The sequence below is a fragment of the Bacillus rugosus genome (assembly GCF_023238245.1).
GTDB lineage: Bacteria > Bacillota > Bacilli > Bacillales > Bacillaceae > Bacillus > Bacillus rugosus.
Window position 1 is genome coordinate 190,468 of sequence record NZ_CP096590.1, and the last position, 19,172, is coordinate 209,639.

General features: G+C 43.1%; 15 protein-coding genes and 5 tRNA genes. 13 read left to right on the forward strand and 7 right to left on the reverse strand.

The annotated features are described in order from the left end of the window. Nucleotides 1-2 precede the first annotated feature (2 nt). The 7 genes from M0696_RS01070 to M0696_RS01100 form a co-directional block, all read right to left on the reverse strand. Nucleotides 3-1,931: a glycoside hydrolase family 3 protein gene (locus M0696_RS01070; RefSeq protein ID WP_248602379.1), complete on the reverse strand. Its 1,929-nt coding sequence runs from the start codon at nucleotides 1,929-1,931 to the stop codon at nucleotides 3-5. A gap of 26 nt (nucleotides 1,932-1,957) precedes the next feature. After that, on the reverse strand, nucleotides 1,958-3,283 hold the full coding sequence (gene pbp4b / locus M0696_RS01075; RefSeq protein WP_166854469.1) for a penicillin binding protein PBP4B: 1,326 nt from the start codon (nucleotides 3,281-3,283) through the stop codon (nucleotides 1,958-1,960). A gap of 55 nt (nucleotides 3,284-3,338) precedes the next feature. After that, nucleotides 3,339-4,706 (reverse strand): PTS transporter subunit EIIC, encoded by a 1,368-nt coding sequence (locus M0696_RS01080; protein ID WP_166854468.1) that lies wholly within the window; start codon nucleotides 4,704-4,706, stop codon nucleotides 3,339-3,341. A gap of 25 nt (nucleotides 4,707-4,731) precedes the next feature. After that, on the reverse strand, nucleotides 4,732-5,583 hold the full coding sequence (locus M0696_RS01085) for a MurR/RpiR family transcriptional regulator (protein ID WP_166854467.1): 852 nt from the start codon (nucleotides 5,581-5,583) through the stop codon (nucleotides 4,732-4,734). Between the two features lie 13 nt (nucleotides 5,584-5,596). Continuing rightward, nucleotides 5,597-6,514, reverse strand: coding sequence for an N-acetylmuramic acid 6-phosphate etherase (murQ, locus tag M0696_RS01090; RefSeq protein ID WP_248602380.1), 918 nt, complete (start codon nucleotides 6,512-6,514; stop codon nucleotides 5,597-5,599). Nucleotides 6,515-6,622: 108 nt separating this feature from the next. Then, a complete protein-coding gene (locus M0696_RS01095) occupies nucleotides 6,623-7,105 on the reverse strand; it encodes a GNAT family N-acetyltransferase (RefSeq protein WP_248602381.1) in 483 nt (160 codons plus the stop codon). A gap of 12 nt (nucleotides 7,106-7,117) precedes the next feature. After that, the gene (locus M0696_RS01100; protein WP_248602382.1) at nucleotides 7,118-7,573 is read right to left on the reverse strand and encodes a 2-thiouracil desulfurase family protein; all 456 of its coding nucleotides are present in this window, start codon (nucleotides 7,571-7,573) and stop codon (nucleotides 7,118-7,120) included. A gap of 180 nt (nucleotides 7,574-7,753) precedes the next feature. Between M0696_RS01100 and M0696_RS01105 the strand changes: the two genes are divergently transcribed. The 13 genes from M0696_RS01105 (at nucleotide 7,754) to M0696_RS01165 (ending at nucleotide 19,162) form a co-directional block, all read left to right on the forward strand. Beyond that, nucleotides 7,754-7,828, forward strand: a tRNA-Glu gene (locus tag M0696_RS01105). Between the two features lie 3 nt (nucleotides 7,829-7,831). Next, nucleotides 7,832-7,907: transfer RNA gene (locus M0696_RS01110), tRNA-Val, on the forward strand. A gap of 4 nt (nucleotides 7,908-7,911) precedes the next feature. Further along, nucleotides 7,912-7,984: transfer RNA gene (locus tag M0696_RS01115), tRNA-Thr, on the forward strand. 22 nt (nucleotides 7,985-8,006) lie between these two features. Beyond that, a tRNA-Tyr gene (locus tag M0696_RS01120) sits at nucleotides 8,007-8,091 on the forward strand. Nucleotides 8,092-8,095: 4 nt separating this feature from the next. Then, a tRNA-Gln gene (locus M0696_RS01125) sits at nucleotides 8,096-8,167 on the forward strand. A 229-nt stretch (nucleotides 8,168-8,396) separates the two neighbouring features. Beyond that, the gene (gene sigW / locus M0696_RS01130) at nucleotides 8,397-8,960 is read left to right on the forward strand and encodes an RNA polymerase sigma factor SigW (protein WP_003223646.1); all 564 of its coding nucleotides are present in this window, start codon (nucleotides 8,397-8,399) and stop codon (nucleotides 8,958-8,960) included. A 13-nt stretch (nucleotides 8,961-8,973) separates the two neighbouring features. Beyond that, a complete protein-coding gene (gene rsiW / locus M0696_RS01135) occupies nucleotides 8,974-9,600 on the forward strand; it encodes an anti-sigma-W factor RsiW (RefSeq protein WP_166854463.1) in 627 nt (208 codons plus the stop codon). Nucleotides 9,601-9,759: 159 nt separating this feature from the next. Next, the gene (gene cdaA / locus M0696_RS01140) at nucleotides 9,760-10,581 is read left to right on the forward strand and encodes a diadenylate cyclase CdaA (protein ID WP_003223651.1); all 822 of its coding nucleotides are present in this window, start codon (nucleotides 9,760-9,762) and stop codon (nucleotides 10,579-10,581) included. After that, nucleotides 10,574-12,025, forward strand: a complete 1,452-nt coding sequence (cdaR, locus tag M0696_RS01145) for a CdaA regulatory protein CdaR (RefSeq protein ID WP_248602383.1) — start codon at nucleotides 10,574-10,576, stop codon at nucleotides 12,023-12,025. The genes cdaA and cdaR overlap by 8 nt, the downstream gene beginning before the upstream one ends. A gap of 18 nt (nucleotides 12,026-12,043) precedes the next feature. Continuing rightward, nucleotides 12,044-13,390: a phosphoglucosamine mutase gene (gene glmM, locus M0696_RS01150; protein ID WP_166854461.1), complete on the forward strand. Its 1,347-nt coding sequence runs from the start codon at nucleotides 12,044-12,046 to the stop codon at nucleotides 13,388-13,390. 433 nt (nucleotides 13,391-13,823) lie between these two features. Beyond that, on the forward strand, nucleotides 13,824-15,626 hold the full coding sequence (gene glmS, locus M0696_RS01155; RefSeq protein ID WP_166854460.1) for a glutamine--fructose-6-phosphate transaminase (isomerizing): 1,803 nt from the start codon (nucleotides 13,824-13,826) through the stop codon (nucleotides 15,624-15,626). Nucleotides 15,627-15,944: 318 nt separating this feature from the next. Further along, complete coding sequence (locus tag M0696_RS01160) at nucleotides 15,945-16,568, forward strand: undecaprenyl-diphosphatase (RefSeq protein ID WP_281361045.1); 624 nt, start codon at nucleotides 15,945-15,947, stop codon at nucleotides 16,566-16,568. A gap of 1,076 nt (nucleotides 16,569-17,644) precedes the next feature. Further along, complete coding sequence (locus M0696_RS01165; RefSeq protein ID WP_222143440.1) at nucleotides 17,645-19,162, forward strand: NADH dehydrogenase subunit 5; 1,518 nt, start codon at nucleotides 17,645-17,647, stop codon at nucleotides 19,160-19,162. Nucleotides 19,163-19,172: the final 10 nt, after the last annotated feature.

Genomic DNA, 19,172 nt, shown 5'->3' on the forward strand with positions numbered 1-19,172 from the left:
TATTAGAGCGGTTTTCCCGTTTTGATATTTAATCCGTAGCCATATGGATAAAGGATGTCTCCCGGTTTCGTGACTGACGGAATGTCAACTGGAAGTGTGCCTTTAGGTTTTGCCTGGCCGAATATCGTCATAACTCCGGCCGGAATATTGGGTTGTAGATAACGGCCATTCGCGTACCCTTTAAAGCCATAGACAGCAATGAGTGCCTTAGATTCTTCAAAATTGGCGGCATCATATGGGTTGCGCAGGCTCATTAAGACAAATGGTTTGTTGTGCTGCAGTGCGGCTTTCATCACAGCTCTCGGAAATACGGTGGCCCATTTGCTAGAATCTGAAATGGTGTCGTCGATGACACCGTCGTTGACGACAGGGTCATTTTTCACGACGTAGGAGCCGGTAATGATATAATCAGCCTCTTTTACTTGTTGTTCATGCTCGGCATTAAATACTTGGTTTGCAAAACTGATTTTACTGAGGGACACGGATTTGATTTTCTTTCGCTTGATGAGATCGCGAATGGTTTGTTCAATTGAAGCAGTTTGTTCTTCGTAAGGCGCGACAATTAAGATTTGGCTGTCTTTTTTAGGCTTGAACGGCAAGGTGTGCTGTTCATTTTTTAATACGGTCACGGCTTTTTCGGCTATTTTTTTCTCCGCTTTCAGGTGATGCTTGCTTCCTACGATCTTCTGGGCTTCGGCTATTTTTTCTTTTATGCTGTCGTCGTTTCGAGCTGGATACATACCGCGTTTTATTTTCAGGGAAATGATTCTTTCAACCGATTTGTTGATTTGATGTTCAGGAATGTCTCCGTTTTTCACTGCTTCTTTCAAAGCTTGAGTAACACGTGCGAATTTCTGTTCTTCTTTCAGAGAAGTAACTGAGGCAGGCATTAATGCAATATCGACACCGGCTTTTATAGCCATGACTACAGCCTCTTCCTGGCCAAAATGATCTGCGATTGCTTTCATATTGAGAGCATCGGTAACGATGACGCCGTCAAAGCCCATTTCCTCACGAAGAAGACCTGTCATCACTTTTTTCGAGAGTGTAGCCGGGGCCAAAACGTCCGATCCATCAAGTTTGCTTTTGTATGTGGTGTCGTCAAAGGCAGGAAATTGAACGTGTGCTGTCATTACCATATCAGCACCAGCATCAATTGCTCTTTGAAAAGGATAGAGCTCGACCTCACGAAGCCGGTCTTGATTATGGGAAACGAGCGGCAATCCGTAATGGCTGTCAACGTCTGTGTCTCCATGTCCCGGGAAATGTTTGAGCGCAGAAGCTATATCCTGCCGCTGCAAACCCTTCATCGTATACAAACCGAGTCGTGCTGTCAGTTCTCGATTAGAGCTGAATGACCGTACGCCGATCACAGGATTATCAGGATTATTATTAATGTCCATAACAGGGCTGAAATCTGTATTAATGCCTAAGGCAGAAAGCTCCTTGCCAATGATGGTGCCGGTCTGATAGGCATTGATTCTGCTTCTTGCTGCGCCCAGCGCCATATTCCCTGGGAAATTAGTTCCCTCCCCTAATCTCGTTACGATGCCGCCTTCTTGGTCAATACTCAGAATAAGCGGGATTTTAGCGCTCGCCTTTTGGTAAGCATCTGTCAGCTGTACAGTTTGTTTTGTTGTTTTTACATTTTCTGCAAAAAGAATGACGCCCCCGAATTGATATTTCTTGATGAGGCCGGCGACTTCCTCATTCATTTCCGTTAAGGCTTGCGGAGAGGACTGGCCTTCCTTTTGCCAATTTCTGAAATCCGGCATTAGCATCTGGCCGAGTTTTTCATCTAACGTCATTCGTTTGACAATTTGCTTGGCGTCGGCTGAGCCGCTGGATGCAGCGGCTTTTGTCTGACTGGCGCCGAGAAAACCTGAGAGAAAGAGAACGGCTGAAAGGATAAGCGGAAAGACAGGTTTCATAGAAACTTCCTCCTATCGTAAATCATTCATTCCATCGCTTCATAGATCGCGGTAATGACGCTCCCGTAACTGCCTGTTGGAAATTGATCACCCTTAAACACATTTGGATTTTCCTCTGGATCAGCAACTGGTGAATGCTTTTTGTTCGTTAAAAGTGCAATGCCTAAATTGTATGTTGGATCAATGATGGTAACTGTTCCTGTCCAGCCGGTATGTCCGTAAGCATTTTCGCTGGCATAAGGGCCAAACATCCATTCCATGCTTTTACTTCCGTTTCGACGCCAGCCAAGAGCAAATGTCGGATCTGTTGCTGAAGGAGCTGTAAATAGGTCGGCTGTTTTCTGATCAAATAAAGAAACGTCCCGATATGATCCTTTGTTTAACATGATCTGGAGCAGAATGGCCATATCATCAGCATTTGAGAACAATCCGGCATGGCCAGACACGCCATCCATTGAGTAAAACGCTTTTTCATCATGCACTTCTCCTTGCAGCGTGTGTGTACGGATGTTAGGGAAATGAATCACACCGTCCCGTGTATTGCCCATACGTTCAGTAGCTGCGAACTGCTTTGGTTTAAAGCCTTTTTGCAGCGGATTGTACAAGGTATGCTTCAGCCCCAGCGGCTTATAGAGCTCTTGCTCCGCGTAGACATCAAGCGGTTTACCGGTGAGTTTTTCAACAATGCAGCCGAGGAGCATATATCCGATGTCACTGTATACGTGTTTTGTCCCTGTTTGATAATCAAGCGGAATCTTCGTTAAATATTCAATCGTTTTCTCCCGCTCCTGAGAATAGTACATGCCTGCTTTTTCCGGCGTGTAAAAATAAAAGCTTGAGGGGAGCCCTGATTGGTGCTGAAGGACATCGATAACACGAATCCTATCTTTTCCTTTGATCGGGTCTCCAGGCTGATCCTTGAAATTAGGCAAATATGCAGAAACCTTTTCATGAACATCGAGTTTTCCTTGGGTGACTAAGCGCTGCAATGCAAAATTTGTTGCATACATTTTTGTATTTGAGGCCAAGTCAAACATTGTGCGGGTTTTCATTTTGGCCGGACGGCGCAGCAGTTCTGTTCCTTCGTACTTTTTACTGTAGCCGTATGCTTCTTTTTTTATGATGCGGCCATCCTTTACGACGACAAGAACGGCGCCTGGAAATCCTGCTGCAATATCCCGTTCTATCATCTGATCAACCTTCCTTAGTTTCTTCGACGAGAATTGTACAGTTTCTGCATTTATGGTTTTCGGCTCAACTTGGTAGTCTGCTGTTTGCGCGGAGGTTTCGGCTGGCGTCAATATAGATAGGGTGAAAATGGCACTGAATAAGAACAGTATCTGTGTTTTCACTGGCTTGCTCCTTTCCGTGCTTCTATCCCGTTTACTATCCCTAAAACAGAATAATTTAATCGAACTGGGAAGCCATTTCTTCTTTATATCCGAATGCATAGGTCAATAAAAAGCCGGCCGCGTAGGAAATAAAGAGTCCGATGATATATAGGATGATTTGCGAAGACAGGACGAGAAAGGAAAGCGGCAGCCCGGAGACGCCAATCGCAATGGTGGCTACCTGAAAATAAGCTTGAAAAGCGCCGCCGATTCCAGCTCCTAAGCATGCTGTTAAAAACGGGCGTCCAAGTGGCAGCGTGACTCCGAAAATAAGCGGTTCACCAATACCGAGCAGCCCCGACGGAAGCCCACCGGCGATTGCCTTCCTCAATGTTGTTTTTTTCGTTTTCACAAAGATGGCAAAGGCGGCGCCTACCTGTCCCGCGCCTCCCATAGCCAATATAGGGAGCAGAGGATCATTGCCGATTGAATTGATCAATTCCATGTGCACAGGCGTCAAGCCTTGATGCAGTCCAGTTACGACAAGAGGTAGGAAGGTAGCGCCCAGAATAAAGCCTGCAGCGATGCCGCCGATGTCCAAGATGGACAGAAGGCCGGATGTAATGGCATCAGAAATGAAGCCGCCTAAAGGCATAAATACGACATACGTTACGATTCCGGTGATTAACAGTGAGACGGTTGGGGTGACTATGATATCGAGTGATTGAGGAATAAAACGGCGGATAAATTGTTCGGTGTAAGCAATGAATATGGCTGCGAAAAGAACCCCGATCAGGCCTCCCCTGCCTGGAAGGAGCTGTTCTCCGAATAAACTGATCTTTGCGATCTCCGGATTCATAATCAAGATCCCTGCCAGAGCTCCAAGAGCGGGTGTCCCGCCAAATTCTTTCGATGCGTTAATGCCGACGAGAATGCCGAGGTAAGTGAACAATCCTGACCCGATGACTGTCAGGATAACAGCGACTTGTGATTCTGCAGAGAGCCAGCCGGCTTGAATGATTGCTTTGGTAATCCCAGTGATTAAACCGGAAGCGACGAGTGCAGGAATAAGAGGGATAAAGATGCTGGCAATTTTACGTAAGAAAAGTTTAAAAGGAGTAGCGTTTTTTCGGTTTATGTCGGCTTTCTTTTTGGCCGCTGCTTCTTTGACGTCGACACCTTCTTCTGCTGATACGAGCTTAGAGAAAGAGGCTGTGACATGGTTGACAACTCCTGTGCCGAGGATGATTTGTAAGGTTTCAGCTTCGACGACCCCAAAAACGCCGTCAAGCTCTCTTATAGCCTGAGCATCTGCTTTGCTTTCATTGTAAAGCGTAATTCGAAGGCGTGTCATGCAATGCGTATACGAGGAAATATTGGATTTTCCTCCGCATAGCTCGAGGATTTTCTTTGCGAGATGATGGTAGTTATTTTCTTTGCTCATCAAAACCCCTCCTCTTCAAGATGCCTTATTTTTTTCTCATAGATTGTATGGCTGCTCTCGTTTTATCGATATAACCGGTTGTTTCTTCATACTGCTCAGCCGCCATGCTTAAAAACAAAACATCGATCATAAAAAGCTGGGCGAGGCGGGAGGAAGTGGCTGCACTTCGAATTAAGGCTTCGTTGGAATGTGCTGTGTATAATGGGACATCAGCCAGCGCGGAGACGGATGTCTGGCTGTATTGTGTCAGGCTGATCGTTGTGATGCCTTTTTCCTTAGCCATCGTAATCAGTTCAATGATTTCCTGCGTCTCTCCTGAAAACGAAATGGCAAATACGATGTCACCCTTATCTGCATTTGCGATTAATGATGCCACAAGATGAGTGTCTGTGAACGCAGTTGCTAGTTTATGGATGCGAAGCCACTTTTGCTGGGCGTCCTTGGCGACAATGCCGGAAGCCCCGACGCCGATAAAATGCACAGTATGAGCTTTGAGAAGCAGAGAAACCGCTCGTTCAAGCTCTTTGTAGTCCATCAAGTCTGAAGTGTCCTGAATGGCTTGAATGGCATTGCCGGCCGCTTTTTCAGAAATGGAGGACAGAGGTTCGTGAGGCGCAATGTCCCGATAGCCTTGTACAGCAGGCTTTGCCAGATCGCCTGCCACTCTCATTTTTAAATCTTGAAATCCCTTTAGACCGAGTGATTTGCAGAGCCTGATGACGGCAGCGTCACTTGAATTGGCTAAGGCGCTGATTTCGCTGACAGTGCTTTCAATTGCTTTGTGGGGATGAGTTAGGATGTAATCCGCAAGTTTACGCTCGGATGGAGGGAGCTTGTGCTTCATTGATTGGATGATCGCTAAACCGCCTGTTGCCATTCTTGGTCTCTCCTTATTCTGAATGGTAATTTTCGATTGCTTTGTCTATAAAACCGTTTGTTTGATCAAGCAATGTTTTAGCTTGTTCCTGATCTGTGCTAGTTTTGAGCATGACGATTGCTGTTTTGACGTGATGATTGGCTTGTTCTAGAGTGTGTCTGGCTGTGTCGTATGAAGCGTTTGTAAGGCTTTGGATGATGCTGATGGCGCGTTCTTTTAGTTTTTTGTTGCTGATGTTGACGTCTACCATCAAGTTTTCGTAAACCTTGCCGATTTTGACCATTACAGCGGTAGATATCATGTTTAGAATCATTTTATGAGCAGTTGCGGCTTTCATACGTGTTGATCCTGTAATAGCCTCAGGTCCGACGACAACCTCAATGCTGTGATCCGCATCCTTGCTGATGGCCGAATGCTCATTACAGGTAAGGGCGACAGTGTGTGCTCCGACTTTGCGGGCGTATGTTAGGGCGCCCGCTGCATAAGGTGTACGGCCGCTTGCTGCGATGGCAATGACGGTGTCGTATGAAGTGAGTTGTATGTTTTTTAAATCTTCGGCTCCTGCTTCTTCACTGTCTTCAATGCCCTCTGCTGCCTGTAAAAATGCTTTGGGACCTCCAGCCATAATTCCGATGACCTGATCTGGGCTTACGCTGTAGGTGGGAGGACATTCAACAGCATCCATGACACCGAGTCTGCCGCTTGTGCCAGCGCCTGTGTATATGAGCCGGCCTCCATTTTGAAATGAGTCATACGCGCAGTCTACAGCTGTTTTAATATCGGGGAGAACCTGCTGAACGGCGGCTGCGACTTTTAAATCTTCGTTGTTGATCATTTTGAGGATGTCGAGTGTATTTGCTTTATGGATTTCAGCTGTTTGGCTATTGCGTGATTCCGTTGTAAGACGGTGAAGGTTTAATGGTTCTGACATGAGGATGCCCCCTGTTTAGAATAATGTATCTTAATATTCAGTATATTCATTTCTGTCATGATATTTCAACTATGTTTTTGCATTTTTGAAATTTTATTTCACTTCAGGCTATAAGAAATAATGAAGGATCAGCTGTTCTCCGAGCGGTCCGATTCTTCTCCTGCCTTTATCAAGGAACCCGCTTTTCATATAAAGGCGCTTTGCGCGTGTGTTCAGATGATTGACGGCCAAAATGATTTCATCGCACCATGGAAAATAACCGCTCACAAAAGAGGGAAGCTGAAGCATTGCTTTTTTTGCATAGCCTTTTCCGTGATGCACAGCGTTTAATGACAGGGAACTGAGCAGTAAAGCAAATGGATTGTTAGAATAGGGTGCCAGCGTTTCTTTTGATGTATGTAAAATGAAAAAACCGACTGGGAGATCGTCTTTTAAGATGATAACCGGATACCGGTCCCGTATGCTCAGGGCCTGAGTCAGCACCTCTTTGGGGAGAGAGGTAAAGCGTTTGTCATCGTTGTTAAGCGTGAATGATTGAAGCTCCGGCAAGTGTTCAGGCTTATAGAAGGATAAAGAAATGTCTAGAGTCATGTGGCGGCCTCCTTACAATATGTCGTCTAGCTGGTTTTCTGAAATGACGCGGTAGCCTGCTTGCTCTAACAGTGCGGCGGTCACTCCGCTGCCGGTGATTTTTGCGCCAGAGAATGTGCCGTTATAGATAAAACCGCTTCCGCACGATGGACTGTTTTCTTTTAATATGATGGCAGAGGCATTGATTTCTTTTGCATAAGCTAATGTCTTAGCGGCACCTTCCATATATAATTCTGTTACATCTTCTCCTGAAGCTGTCATGATTTTCGCGGTTCCATTGAGAACATCCTCGCCGGTGCCTCCGATAATTTCTGCAGGTTCACGAGGAGTTGAGAAGCCGCCAAGAAGCTCAGGGCAAGCCATAACTGCTTTATTTTCACCGACAAGTTTTCTGATTTTCTCTGATGCGGCGTGAGAGCCGTTGTATCTGCATTCAATGCCTCCAAGGCAAGAACTGACTAGGATCATATTGGTTTCTCCTCTCTTGCATCGTTTGTCTCTATCATAAAATAAATGACTAATGTTGGGAGGCTTTTTCAGTTAAAAAAGGAGTTAAAAAGTTTGAAAATAAAAAATTTAATTTTCCTCTTTACAAACAGGGGGTGACCTGTATATAATAACTTTTGTCAGCTCGACGAGAACACAAACGGCCCGTTGGTCAAGCGGTTAAGACACCGCCCTTTCACGGCGGTAACACGGGTTCGAATCCCGTACGGGTCACCATTTGGAGGATTAGCTCAGCTGGGAGAGCATCTGCCTTACAAGCAGAGGGTCGGCGGTTCGAGCCCGTCATCCTCCACCATCTTGCCGGTGTAGCTCAATTGGTAGAGCAACTGACTTGTAATCAGTAGGTTGGGGGTTCAAGTCCTCTTGCCGGCACTGTTTTTCTTAATATGAATATGGAGGGGTAGCGAAGTGGCTAAACGCGGCGGACTGTAAATCCGCTCCCTCAGGGTTCGGCAGTTCGAATCTGCCCCCCTCCACCATTATTGGGCTATAGCCAAGCGGTAAGGCAACGGACTTTGACTCCGTCATGCGTTGGTTCGAATCCAGCTAGCCCAGTCACAGACACCTTTGACCAAAAGGTGTCTTTTTTCTTTTTGAAAAATAATTCCAACTTCTAACTGTTCAGTCTGTATAATAATTTTAAAAATATGTTAAGGTAGTTTATTCACGAATTACCATCTACACCCTGCCAAAAATTTGTTAAACTTATTTTATAAAAAAATTGAAACCTTTTGAAACGAAGCTCGTATACATACAGACCGGTGAAGGCAGAGGTTAGATAAATATGGAAATGATGATTAAAAAGAGAATTAAACAAGTCAAAAAAGGCGACCAAGATGCATTTGCGGACATCGTAGATATTTACAAGGATAAAATTTATCAGCTTTGCTACCGTATGCTTGGTAATGTGCATGAGGCAGAGGATATAGCACAGGAGGCTTTCATCAGAGCGTACGTTAATATCGACAGTTTTGATATTAACCGGAAATTTTCAACTTGGCTTTATCGAATCGCGACCAACTTAACTATTGACCGCATTCGCAAAAAGAAGCCGGATTATTACCTCGATGCAGAGGTGGCTGGTACGGAAGGCTTGACCATGTATTCCCAAATCGCCGCAGATGGGGTATTGCCAGAGGATGCAGTTGTGTCACTGGAGCTCTCAAACACGATTCAGCAGAAAATTTTAAAGCTTCCTGACAAATACAGAACAGTTATCGTATTAAAGTATATTGATGAACTCTCATTAATTGAAATCGGCGAGATTCTGAACATTCCTGTGGGGACTGTGAAAACTCGGATTCACAGGGGCAGAGAGGCTCTTAGAAAACAATTAAGGGATCTTTAAGTGGGGTGATGAAATGAGCTGTCCTGAACAAATTGTGCAGCTTATGCATATGCATCTTGATGGAGATATCCTTCCAAAAGATGAACACGTATTAAATGAACATCTGGAGACATGCGAGAAATGCAGAAAGCATTTTTATGAGATGGAAAAATCTATAGCGCTCGTCCGGAGCACATCGCATGTCGAAGCCCCCGCGGATTTTACCGCTAATGTCATGGCGAAATTGCCTAAGGAGAAGAAAAGAGCTTCTGTGAAAAGGTGGTTCAGAACCCATCCTGTTATCGCAGCTGCTGCGGTATTCATCATTTTGATGGGCGGAGGTTTTTTTAACAGCTGGCATAATGACCACAATTTCAGCGTGTCCAAGCAGCCGAATCTTGTGGTGCATAATCACACTGTGACCGTGCCAGAAGGTGAGACGGTCAAAGGTGATGTCACTGTCAAAAACGGCAAGCTGATTATTAAAGGCAAAATAGACGGGAATGTAACCGTCGTAAACGGCGAAAAGTATATGGCCTCTGCTGGACAAGTCACCGGTCAGATTGAAGAAATCAATCAATTATTCGACTGGACATGGTACAAGATGAAGTCTGCGGGGAAAAGTGTAGTCAATGCATTAAATCCGAAAGGGAAAGAGTAAAGCGCTTCAGCCGCTTTGCTCTTTTTTATGGGCTGAACGGGCTGGCACATTTCACTTGCCAAATCGAAATGTGGTATAATGGGCTCGCTATGTAAAGTACATATGCGTAACACGTAAAACACAAAATACGAAATGACTGAAATCTTGGAGGACGAGGAAATGGCTTTTGAGGATATCCCTTTTTTGCAGTACCTCGGCAATGCCGTTGATATTCTCCTTGTTTGGTATGTGATATATAAATTGATTATGGTGATACGCGGCACGAAAGCGGTTCAGCTGTTAAAAGGAATTGTAGTGATCGTGCTTGTCCGTATGGCCAGCCAATATTTGGGCCTCAGCACGCTTCAATGGCTGATGGACCAAGCGATAACATGGGGATTTTTAGCAATTATTATTATTTTCCAGCCAGAGCTGAGAAGAGCGCTTGAACAGCTTGGCCGCGGCCGCTTTTTTTCTAGGAGCGGCACACCTGTAGAGGAAGCGCAGCAGAAAACAATTGAGGCCATTACAAAAGCAATCAATTATATGGCGAAACGCCGTATAGGCGCCCTGCTGACCATTGAGCGGGATACTGGAATGGGGGATTATATTGAGACGGGCATACCATTGAATGCAAAAGTCAGCTCTGAGCTGCTGATCAATATTTTTATCCCAAATACCCCGCTTCATGATGGTGCGGTGATTATGAAGAATAATGAGATTGCCGCGGCCGCCTGTTATCTGCCGCTTTCTGAAAGCCCGTTTATCTCAAAAGAACTGGGTACGCGGCACAGGGCGGCTGTGGGCATCAGTGAAGTAACAGACAGTTTGACAATTATTGTGTCTGAAGAGACCGGCGGCGTCAGTGTGGCGAAGAACGGAGACCTTCACAGAGAGCTGACGGAAGAAGCGTTGAAAGAAATGCTTGAAGCCGAGTTTAAGAAAAACACCAGAGACACTTCTTCTAACCGCTGGTATTGGAGGGGCAAGAAAAATGGATAAATTCTTAAACAACCGCTGGGCTGTGAAAATGATTGCTCTGCTTTTCGCGCTCTTGCTTTATGTGGCGGTTAACAGCAATCAAGCACCGACTCCAAAAAAACCTGGTGAATCTTTCTTTCCGACATCAACAACTGATGAAGCAACACTGACCGATATTCCGGTCAAAGCGTATTATGATGATGAAAATTACGTCGTGACAGGTGTTCCGCAAACGGTTAATGTCACGATAAAAGGCTCGACAAGCGCCGTGAAAAAGGCTAGACAGACTAAGAATTTTGAAATATATGCCGATATGGAAAATTTGAAAACCGGCACACATAAGGTTGAGCTAAAGGCCAAAAACGTGTCGGATGGGCTGACAATCTCAATCAATCCGTCTGTTACGACAGTTACCATTCAAGAACGGACGACCAAAAGCTTTCCCGTAGAAGTGGAGTACTACAATAAAAGCAAGATGAAAAAAGGCTATTCTCCGGAGCAGCCGATTGTCAGTCCGAAAAATGTTCAGATTACCGGATCTAAAAATGTGATTGATAATATTTCTCTTGTAAAAGCTTCAGTGAATTTGGAAAACGCAGATGAAACGATTGAAAAGGAAGCGAAAGTGACTGTCTATGATAAAGACGGAAACGCGCTTCCTGTCGACGTAGAGCCCTCTGTCATCAAGATTACCGTTCCGGTGACAAGCCCGAGTAAAAAGGTGCCCTTTAAAATTGAACGGACAGGAAGCCTTCCTGACGGTGTCAGCATAGCCAAAATTGAATCCAGTCCCAGTGAAGTAACGGTTTACGGCTCACAGGATGTATTGGATTCTCTTGAATTTATTGACGGCGTAAGCCTAGATTTAAGCAAAATTAACAAGGATTCCGATATCGAGGCAGATATTCCGCTTCCTGACGGCGTCAAAAAAATCTCGCCGTCAAAGGTGACTTTGCATATAGAGGTAGATAGTGAAGCGGATCAGAAGTTTGAGAATGTCTCTATTAAGACTGTAGGGCTGAGCGGCTCGCAAAACATTGAATTTCTAGATCCTGAATCGCAAGCGATAGACGTGACGGCTAAAGGCTCTCCCGCCAATATAAAAAAACTGAAGAAATCAGATATTGAATTGTATGTGAATGTTTCAGATTTAGATGACGGGGAGCATAGCGTGAAGCTTGAAGTAAACGGGCCCCAGAATGTAACCTGGTCCTTGGGGCAGAAAAATGCCAAAATCAAGCTGACGTCTAAAAAAGGCAATACATCAACTAATGACAACAGCAGCAATACATCAAGGAACCAGGATGACACAGATAAGCAAACTGATCAAAAGAACAATCAGCAAGAAGATACAACGAATACTGATAAAAACAGCAATGATCAAAAACAAGACGAAAATAAAGATCAAAACCAAGATCAGGATGAGGATGAATCCACAGCGGATTCACAATCCTCATCAGAATAAAAAAGGAGCGATTATAAAATGGGCAAGTATTTTGGAACAGACGGTGTAAGAGGTGTCGCCAATAGTGAGCTTACACCTGAGCTGGCCTTCAAAGTCGGACGTTTCGGCGGATATGTGCTGACAAAAGACAAACAACGTCCGAAAGTGCTGATAGGCCGCGATACACGGATCTCCGGCCATATGCTGGAGGGAGCCCTTGTCGCCGGACTTTTATCTATTGGCGCAGAAGTCATGCGTCTGGGTGTCATTTCTACACCTGGTGTATCTTATTTAACAAAAGCGATGGATGCAGAGGCAGGCGTCATGATTTCTGCTTCTCACAACCCAGTGCAGGATAACGGCATCAAGTTTTTCGGGGGAGACGGATTTAAGCTTTCTGACGAACAGGAGGCTGAAATTGAGCGCCTGATGGAAGAACCGGAGGATAAGCTGCCAAGACCGGTCGGAGCTGATCTCGGGCTTGTAAACGACTATTTTGAAGGCGGACAAAAATATCTGCAATTCTTAAAACAGACTGCTGATGAAGATTTCACAGGCATTCATGTAGCACTTGACTGCGCAAATGGTGCAACGTCGTCCTTGGCGACACACCTGTTTGCTGATTTAGATGCAGATGTTTCAACAATGGGAACTTCCCCGAACGGATTAAACATTAATGATGGCGTCGGATCAACTCATCCTGAAGCACTCAGCGCGTTTGTCAAAGAGAAAAACGCCGATCTCGGCCTTGCGTTCGACGGTGACGGCGACCGCCTGATTGCTGTTGATGAAAAAGGAAATATCGTTGACGGCGACCAAATCATGTACATATGCTCAAAACACCTGAAATCAGAGGGCCGTTTAAAGGATGACACAGTGGTTTCAACCGTGATGAGCAACCTCGGCTTCTATAAGGCGCTTGAAAAGGAAGGCATCAAAAGCGTGCAGACGGCTGTCGGTGACCGTTACGTGGTAGAAGCAATGAAAAAAGACGGCTACAATGTCGGCGGTGAGCAGTCAGGACATCTTATTTTCCTTGATTACAACACGACAGGGGACGGATTATTGTCTGCTATTATGCTGATGAACACATTGAAAGCGACAGGCAAGCCGCTGTCAGAGCTTGCAGCTGAAATGGAGAAGTTCCCGCAGCTGTTAGTCAATGTGAGAGTAACTGATAAATATAAAGTCGAAGAAAACGAAAAAGTAAAAGCTGTTATTTCTGAAGTTGAAAAAGAAATGAACGGCGACGGCCGGATTTTGGTGCGCCCTTCAGGAACTGAACCGCTCGTCCGTGTCATGGCTGAAGCGAAGACGAAAGAGCTGTGCGATGAGTATGTCAATCGCATTGTTGAAGTCGTCCGGTCAGAAATGGGATTAGAGTAACGAAATCTATTATCAGAGACTGAACAAGACAAGCGAGGTTTACATAAGATAATTGTGAGACATACGGCAAAGTTGTTTAAAAAACAATTGACCGTTTATGCCACATGTTGTAAAATCAAGCTTGTCTTGTTCTTATTTTCTCAATAGGAAAAGAAGACGGGATTATTGTATTACCTATAATTATAGCGCCCGAACTAAGCGCCCGGAAAAAGGCTTAGTTGACGAGGATGGAGGTTATCGAATTTTCGGCGGATGCCTCCCGGCTGAGTGTGCAGATCACAGCCGTAAGGATTTCTTCAAACCAAGGGGGTGACTCCTTGAACAAAGAGAAATCACATGATCTTCCAAAAAACATGTAGGAGGGGACGATTGAAAGTCCCCTTGAAATTTGACTTTCTTCGTCTCCTTTTACAATCTTAGGAGGAAGAAAAATATGTGTGGAATCGTAGGTTATATCGGTCAGCTTGATGCGAAGGAAATTTTATTAAAAGGGTTAGAAAAGCTTGAGTATCGCGGTTATGACTCTGCTGGTATTGCTGTTGCCAACGAACAGGGAATCCATGTGTTCAAAGAAAAAGGACGCATTGCAGATCTTCGTGAAGTTGTGGATGCCAATGTAGAAGCGAAAGCCGGAATTGGGCATACTCGCTGGGCTACACACGGCGAACCAAGCTATCTGAACGCTCACCCGCATCAAAGCGCACTGGGCCGCTTTACACTTGTTCACAACGGCGTGATCGAGAACTATGTTCAGCTGAAGCAAGAGTATTTGCAAGATGTAGAGCTCAAAAGTGACACCGATACAGAAGTAGTCGTTCAAGTAATCGAGCAATTCGTCAATGGAGGACTTGAGACAGAAGAAGCGTTCCGCAAAACACTTACACTGTTAAAAGGCTCTTATGCAATTGCTTTATTCGACAACGAAAACAGAGAAACGATTTTTGTAGCGAAAAACAAAAGCCCTCTATTAGTAGGTCTTGGAGATACATTTAACGTCGTGGCATCTGATGCAATGGCGATGCTTCAAGTAACCAACGAATATGTTGAGCTGATGGATAAAGAAATGGTTATCGTCACTGATGATCAAGTCGTCATCAAAAACCTTGATGGTGACGTGATTACACGTGCGTCTTATATTGCTGAGCTTGATGCCAGTGATATCGAAAAAGGCACGTACCCTCACTACATGTTGAAAGAAACGGATGAGCAGCCTGTTGTGATGCGCAAAATCATCCAAACGTATCAAGATGAAAACGGCAAGCTGTCTGTGCCTGGCGATATCGCTTCCGCTGTAGCGGAAGCGGACCGCATCTATATCATTGGCTGCGGAACAAGCTACCATGCAGGACTTGTCGGTAAACAATATATTGAAATGTGGGCAAACGTGCCGGTTGAAGTGCATGTAGCGAGTGAATTCTCCTACAACATGCCGCTTCTGTCTAAGAAACCGCTTTTCATTTTCCTTTCTCAAAGCGGAGAAACAGCAGACAGCCGCGCGGTTCTCGTTCAAGTCAAAGCGCTCGGACACAAAGCCCTGACAATCACAAACGTACCTGGATCAACGCTTTCTCGTGAAGCTGACTATACATTGCTGCTTCACGCAGGCCCTGAGATCGCTGTTGCGTCAACGAAAGCATACACTGCCCAAATTGCAGTTCTTGCGGTTCTTGCTTCTGTGGCTGCTGACAAAAACGGCATCGATATCGGATTTGACCTCGTCAAAGAACTCGGTATCGCTGCAAACGCAATGGAAGCCCTTTGCGACCAGAAAGACGAAATGGAAATGATCGCCCGTGAATACCTGACTGTATCCAGAAACGCTTTCTTCATCGGACGCGGCCTTGACTACTTTGTATGTGTCGAAGGCGCACTGAAGCTGAAAGAGATTTCTTACATCCAGGCGGAAGGCTTTGCCGGCGGAGAACTGAAGCACGGCACGATTGCCTTGATCGAACAAGGTACACCAGTATTTGCACTGGCAACACAAGAGCACGTAAACCTAAGCATCCGCGGAAACGTTAAAGAAGTTGCCGCTCGCGGAGCAAACACATGCATCATCTCACTGAAAGGCCTAGACGATGCGGATGACAGATTCGTACTACCGGAAGTAAACCCAGCGCTTGCTCCATTGGTTTCTGTTGTTCCATTGCAGCTGATCGCTTACTATGCTGCACTGCATCGCGGTTGTGATGTTGATAAGCCGCGTAACCTTGCGAAGAGTGTTACTGTGGAGTAAAATGTTTAACCCCTTTGGTTGTTTTTGTGGCTTTAAAATTTGTAAAAAAATGAGATGTTTAAAATAAAGTTACGACGTTTATAAAAATGTTGCGATGCTTTTTCCCTTAGATAATTTTTATCTAAGGGTATTTTTCTATTTTAACTAAAGAGGCAGGTAACTAAAAATTATAAGGGGATTCCAATTGATTGAGTCCTCTTTTTACATAAATGATGTGACACCAATCTTACAAAAATGTAACTTTAATCTCAAATAATGTAATTTGATTCGATGGCAGATCATCTAATTTTCTTTTACTATGTTCTAAAAAGAGATTGGATGGTGTTGGGTTTGGATATTTCAGAAGTTAATATATCACTGTTTAGACTAGTTAATGACTTAGGAAAAGAATATCCCTTTTTGAATCCTGTATTTAGTTTTATTGCTGAATATATGGTTTTTTTACTTGCAATAAGTGTTCTTTTTATTTGGTTTACAAGAGATACGGATAATAGAATTATGATTCTTTGCGCATCTATCGCTTTCATTTGTGCCTTTACGATAGGGAAGGTTTCAGGGGTATTTTACTCGAATTATCAACCTTTTGTTGAATTGGGAGAGGTTAATAAACTGATACATAAAGAAAAAGACAATTCTTTTCCAAGTGACCATACAATTTTATTCTTCTCATATTGTATTTCATTCTGGCTCTTTAAGAGAGGCTGGTCAATTTTATGGGTATTGTTAGCTGTTCTTGTGGGAGTCTCCCGTATATGGGTTGGGGTTCATTATCCTTTTGATGTTTTAGCAGGAGTATTAATAAGCCTAGCAGTTTCAACTTTTATATATTTAACATTCCCTAAACTAAATGTTACTCAAACTACCATAAAAATTTATGAAAAATGTGAAAACATACTTCTTTATCGCTTCAAAAGAAAGGAAAATAAGTCAAAAAACTTTTAGATTTATTCAACAATCGGGTGCTAATGTTCAAAAAAACGTAACCTAAAATGATCAAACTCTTTTATAAAGATTCCATCTGTATTCAAAACTGTAGAATCCATTTTGATCTATCTTTTTTTTCTAAATGGATTCTTTAAATTTGCCGTAAACTGAAGGTTCATGTGTTATTTTTGATCATCCTTTATTTCAAAGCTACAGCTTTAGCCAAAGGGGTTTTTTGTTTTAAAGATGGCTATGTTTAGTTTTGCAGATATTTAGGATTGCCATAAGAATATGAAAATATAAAGAAGGTATTTTCAAGGAAAGTGACATCTACGGAGAAATTGGGGAATTCTAGCTATAACAATATTCACAACAGCTAGTTCAATTTCTTGGTCGTTAAGGCTGTTGAAAATAAAGTAGGAACCAGTATTCATTTATAGTTGCTAATTGAACTCAGTTATTTACTAAACAATAAAATAGAAAATGATTATAAAATTTTTCTTGTATTTTAAAAAATTAAAGTGATAGATATTATAAGCCTTGTATAAAGATTCAGGATGTATATTTAAAGGGAAAGAAGGATTTGATACTTCATTCTCTGTATTCCAACAGCTTGACAATGTTTAAAATTTAGCATATCTTATACATAACTGAATAATCGGTACAGATGTTTACTTTCGCCATTCTACATAATTAGACCTTTAGCATTCTTTTGATATTTAATTTTTAATCTTGACTGGATGAAAAAGTATTCTAATATAAAAAAGGAAGAGTAACATTAATCGATTTATTCTAGAATCAATGGACTAAATTAAAGTTTTAACGATACTTCCTTTAGAAGGAATTTAAAACATAGCATAAAGAAATGACCAATAATAAGGTAGCTCTTCAAAAAACTTCGTTGAAGTTAGTTGAAGTGAAGCCGACAATTTTCAAGATTCAATGATCTAAAATCATCATTGAAATTTTGAAGTTGTCGGTTTTTTTGTTGGAAAAAAATAGAGATAGATAAAATTTGAATAAATGATAGAAAAATATGATCTGACTTAAAGGTCTTTTGAACAATAACGACGTTTAAAAAGGGAGAATTTGAAATGTTAGTTTCGCTGAATTTGTCATCATTGTTAACATTATTTTTTATTATGCTTATTGCTTCCGGGATAAGTGGACTATTGTTTCTACATCCACGCGTACCCTTGAGTTTTGTTCGCATTCATATTGGGATCTTGGCTTTACCACCCTTGGTTTCCTTAGTGATTCTTGCCACTAGGAGTGTGAATGGAATTGTTGGCCCTTGGTACTTAGATTCCTTAGCTTGGTTAATGACTTTCTTTGTTTTGTCAATTGGCCTAATCATTCAGCGTTTTTCTGTACGTTACTTAATGGGTGATCGATCTTATCGAAAATATTTTACGCTTTTTACTTTCACTACAGGTGCTGCTTCAATTGCATGGTTAAGTGGTGACCTCCGCTTGATGGTTATTTTTTGGGGAGCAACTCTTGTCGGTTTAACTTTACTTATCAGGTTAAACAGTGCTTGGCAAGTAGCTAGCGAAGCAGCTAAGGTTACTGGTCGATTATTTTTGTTAAGCTGGTTTTCTTTGTTTTTCGCGATGATTTGGCTTTTTCAAGTCACAGGTCAATGGCAGTTATCATTGGTTTTAACAAATGAAAGTTTAGCTCAACTGGGGGGATGGGAGAGAACAGGGATTAATCTGTTGATTGTATTAGCAGTGATCATCCCTGCAGCTCAATGGCCATTCCAAAGATGGTTAATTGAGTCTATTGTTGCTCCTACTCCTGTTTCTGCGATTATGCACGCAGGTTTAGTAAATGCAGGCGGTATTATACTAGCTCGATTTTCACCTCTATTTAATGGTGGTATAGCTTCAATTATTTTACTTATGCTTGCTAGCATCTCTGTATTGATTGGAACAGGTATTAGTTTAGTTCAGGTTGATTATAAACGCCAGTTAGTAGGCTCCACGATTGGGCAAATGGGGTTTATGCTCATTCAGTGTGCATTAGGCGCCTATATAGCAGCCATTATTCATCTTATTTTACATGGTTTATTCAAAGCTACGTTGTTTTTACAGGCTGGTTCGGCAGTACGGCGTCATGAAGTATCAGCTCGCGCTAATAAAGGAACATCCTATTTATGGATCATGGCTGGTCGGATTTTATCCTTAGTTATAGGCGTTGCTTTTTGGCTCGCTGCTCCTGGAGAGGGGTATCAATTCATTAGTGCCCTAATCTTAGCGTGGTCATTGTCCGTTTCTTGGACTCAGCTCGTAGCTTTTGGAGAGGGGAAAATTGGCCGAATTGTTGGCTTAACATGTTTAGGAGGAGCAGCCCTCGTATATTTTATCATTCATAACCTTTTCTATAAGTGGCTGCATACAATCGATTTTCAAAGTGTTCAACCTCCAATGTCAGCTGTCATCATTGTTGTATGTCTCTTACTATGTGGCAGTGCTTTAGGTACGTGGGTTGCCCGTCATCGTTCTTCCGTTTTTTTCGCAGTACTCTACCTTTGGCTAGTACGATTAGGCGAAGCAAAACCGAAGACAGTAGAGAGTCATCCAGACTACTTTAAACAATATTTATCATAAGGAGGTAATA

Coding starts and splice junctions, on each gene's coding strand:
- M0696_RS01165 (WP_222143440.1), top strand. CDS start 17,645: ATGTTAGTTTCGCTGAATTTGTCATCATTGTTAACATTATTTTTTATT.
- glmM (WP_166854461.1), top strand. CDS start 12,044: ATGGGCAAGTATTTTGGAACAGACGGTGTAAGAGGTGTCGCCAATAGT.
- M0696_RS01070 (WP_248602379.1), bottom strand. CDS start 1,931: ATGAAACCTGTCTTTCCGCTTATCCTTTCAGCCGTTCTCTTTCTCTCA.
- M0696_RS01085 (WP_166854467.1), bottom strand. CDS start 5,583: ATGGCAACAGGCGGTTTAGCGATCATCCAATCAATGAAGCACAAGCTC.
- rsiW (WP_166854463.1), top strand. CDS start 8,974: ATGAGCTGTCCTGAACAAATTGTGCAGCTTATGCATATGCATCTTGAT.
- sigW (WP_003223646.1), top strand. CDS start 8,397: ATGGAAATGATGATTAAAAAGAGAATTAAACAAGTCAAAAAAGGCGAC.
- M0696_RS01080 (WP_166854468.1), bottom strand. CDS start 4,706: ATGAGCAAAGAAAATAACTACCATCATCTCGCAAAGAAAATCCTCGAG.
- murQ (WP_248602380.1), bottom strand. CDS start 6,514: ATGTCAGAACCATTAAACCTTCACCGTCTTACAACGGAATCACGCAAT.
- M0696_RS01095 (WP_248602381.1), bottom strand. CDS start 7,105: ATGACTCTAGACATTTCTTTATCCTTCTATAAGCCTGAACACTTGCCG.
- M0696_RS01160 (WP_281361045.1), top strand. CDS start 15,945: ATGGTGTTGGGTTTGGATATTTCAGAAGTTAATATATCACTGTTTAGA.
- cdaR (WP_248602383.1), top strand. CDS start 10,574: ATGGATAAATTCTTAAACAACCGCTGGGCTGTGAAAATGATTGCTCTG.
- cdaA (WP_003223651.1), top strand. CDS start 9,760: ATGGCTTTTGAGGATATCCCTTTTTTGCAGTACCTCGGCAATGCCGTT.
- glmS (WP_166854460.1), top strand. CDS start 13,824: ATGTGTGGAATCGTAGGTTATATCGGTCAGCTTGATGCGAAGGAAATT.
- M0696_RS01100 (WP_248602382.1), bottom strand. CDS start 7,573: ATGATCCTAGTCAGTTCTTGCCTTGGAGGCATTGAATGCAGATACAAC.